Genomic DNA, 2,330 nt, shown 5'->3' on the forward strand with positions numbered 1-2,330 from the left:
TCGACCGGACCCACTGTGCGGCACACCCGACCCACCCACAAACCAAACGCGCTCTGAGGAACTCCGTCAGTGCTTTGATCAGCTTGATGCGGTCTTCGACGGATTCGTGACGACGGAGAACGACGACCGCCACCAGGAGTGAGACGAGCAGTGCAGGCAGCGCTAGGAGGGCCGCCACGGTCAAACCCAGGACGGGATTCCCCGTTTCGGAGCCCAGCCAGGCGGCGATACCTCCACCGAGCAGGCCCGCACCCGGAGTGAGCCGAGCGAGCCGTTGCGCCCCCGAAGCATTCGCGCGCCACGTACGTCCGGAAGTAGGCAAAGGTCCCTCCGTCAAGATCGTTTGCTGGGCATGAAAAAACCCCGAGGGTCTACTCGGGGTCGTGAAATGGATCGGGCTTGCTGGCGCTTCAAGCCTAGCCGACGAGCTGGGGAGCGCTAGTCGCTTCGGCAGGAAGGGCGGATAGCGAGCTAGCGGGGTAGTCACCGGGGCTGGGGCATCGCCAGCGAGCACCGCATCAGATGGTCATGCAACGTGACGGGGGCCGGCAGTACCGCACCCCGACACGACTACAGCCCGGAGGCTTGCGCCTCTCCGGGCTGCGGGCACACTCCACCTGACGTTGGATGTGTGATGACTGTCGCACATGGATTCGCGCACGTCAACTCGGCTTGCTAGGTCGCCCCCACCTGCCGACGCGCGCGGGCCCGCCCTTGGTGCTGCGAGTTATGAACTCCATGTGGGCAGCCTCGTCGTACCGGTACCAGGTGCTGCCCCGACCTCGACCGGCTACGTGATGACGGTGCAAGAGGCCGTAAAGCGGGTCCGCTGGGTTGGCAGCTCGTCGCGCCCAGTCGCGCACCCGAGCGGCGGTGATGTCGGGACCCAGGGCGGTGGCAATCTCGGCGGCTGTGCCGTACTGGTGGCCCTCAATCCAGATCACGCATGGAGCATATGAGCTGAGACTGCAAACAGCAGGCACAAGATCCGGAACATGCGCGGAATGATCAAGCATTGCGTTGCATAGCCAGCGGACGTATGCCCTGGCAGAACGCCAGGTGCTCGCGCCGAGGCTATACCCTTCCTAAACCGTGTGTCGCAGGTTGGAGTCCTGCCACGATCGCCTCAGCCTTCCGAGTTCGACCCCGTACGCGATGGCGGTTGTGAAGGTCAGCGCTCCGCCGGCCCAGGCGGCGAGCCAGAACAGGAAGCCGCGTAGGTCGAGGCCACGGCCGCTGGCAAGGACCGGATCGTACGGCGGCGGAAAGAGCCGATGAAACACGGGACCGCCGAAGAGGAAGATTGCGCCAGAGGCGACGATGCCGCCGGCCACGAAAGAGCCGCAGGGAACGTCTGCCGAAGTTTCGCTGCCGGATCAGCCTGGCGACAAAGCTCACACCGATCGGTCCAATGAGGACGAGAGCCCCGCAACCGAGGAGCGTCGCCGTCCCGTATGTCACGTGCTGATGGTACGCGCGTTCTGGTCACGGCTCGAAGCCCGGCTCTAGGGTCGCCGGCTGGCCACCTCGTTGAGGCGCACGACGAAGCTGAGATAACCAGTTTGAGTGTCGTCTTGGACGGAACGATTCAAGCAGGGGAAGATGGCCGGCATGGCATCGATCGATACCCAGGCGCAACAGGACGCCGTGCTAACCGGCCCAGAGACGGACGTCACCAGAGAGCACATACGGAGGGTGCTGAAGGCGCAGCGTCGTGCGGAAGATGCTCGGCTCAGAAAGGCCGAGGAGCTTGAGCGCGCCGGGCGCCGGATCGTCGAGGGTGGGCAGGTTTCCCATGATCGCTGGGTGATCCGGGACTGGCGCACGGATGAGGTGCTTGCAGAAGGCGGCGGCGGACTCGATGAGTACGACGCCGTGACGACCCGGCTCGACCCGAACCACACGTGGTTTCATGCCGACCACCTCTACGGCGATGAGTCTGAGCCCTATGTGACAACCCCTGGCATGCCGCCGTCACTCGGCGCGGCAATAGAAGACTGGGTTGCCGCCCCCGCCAGCCCCGACGAGGAGATCGCCGAGTTTGTTGGCTGGTCGATCGAGAAGGTTCAAGAGCACCGGTAGACGAGGCTCCGGGTGGTAAGGGCGCGGTGCCAGTAGCAGGGTGGGGCACGCAGGGGGCACAAGACATCGTCAGACGCTGTCAACCAGCGCCAAACGCTGGCAACCCGAGACGCCGCGTGAGCAGGTCGCGCGTCTCGTTCCCGCTGCTAGCGCGACAGCGGCTCTGAGTTCCGCTTCAACGTCTGACACCGGAGCTAGTGCCTCGTCTTTGAACGTTGATCGTGTAATCCGCTGATTCTGAGGATGGA

The 2,330-nt window shown here is 64.5% G+C and carries 3 protein-coding genes; 1 reads left to right on the forward strand and 2 read right to left on the reverse strand.

Annotated elements, in window-relative coordinates:
* Positions 1-662 precede the first annotated feature (662 nt).
* Both B1205_RS32670 and B1205_RS28840 read right to left on the reverse strand, forming a co-directional pair.
* Positions 663-944 (reverse strand): hypothetical protein, encoded by a 282-nt coding sequence (locus B1205_RS32670; RefSeq protein WP_089158476.1) that lies wholly within the window; start codon positions 942-944, stop codon positions 663-665.
* A 141-nt stretch (positions 945-1,085) separates the two neighbouring features.
* Positions 1,086-1,334 carry a hypothetical protein gene (locus tag B1205_RS28840; protein WP_089158477.1) on the reverse strand — a complete coding sequence of 83 codons (249 nt, stop codon included), beginning with the start codon at positions 1,332-1,334 and terminating at the stop codon, positions 1,086-1,088.
* Positions 1,335-1,602: 268 nt separating this feature from the next.
* Here B1205_RS28840 and B1205_RS28845 point away from each other — a divergent pair, with 268 nt between their 5' ends.
* Complete coding sequence (locus B1205_RS28845; protein ID WP_140158170.1) at positions 1,603-2,082, forward strand: hypothetical protein; 480 nt, start codon at positions 1,603-1,605, stop codon at positions 2,080-2,082.
* The last annotated feature ends 248 nt before the right edge of the window (positions 2,083-2,330 follow it).

Origin of the sequence: Micromonospora sp. NBS 11-29 (genome assembly GCF_002140155.1) — a bacterium.
In the GTDB taxonomy this organism is placed as follows: Bacteria; Actinomycetota; Actinomycetes; order Mycobacteriales; family Micromonosporaceae; genus Micromonospora.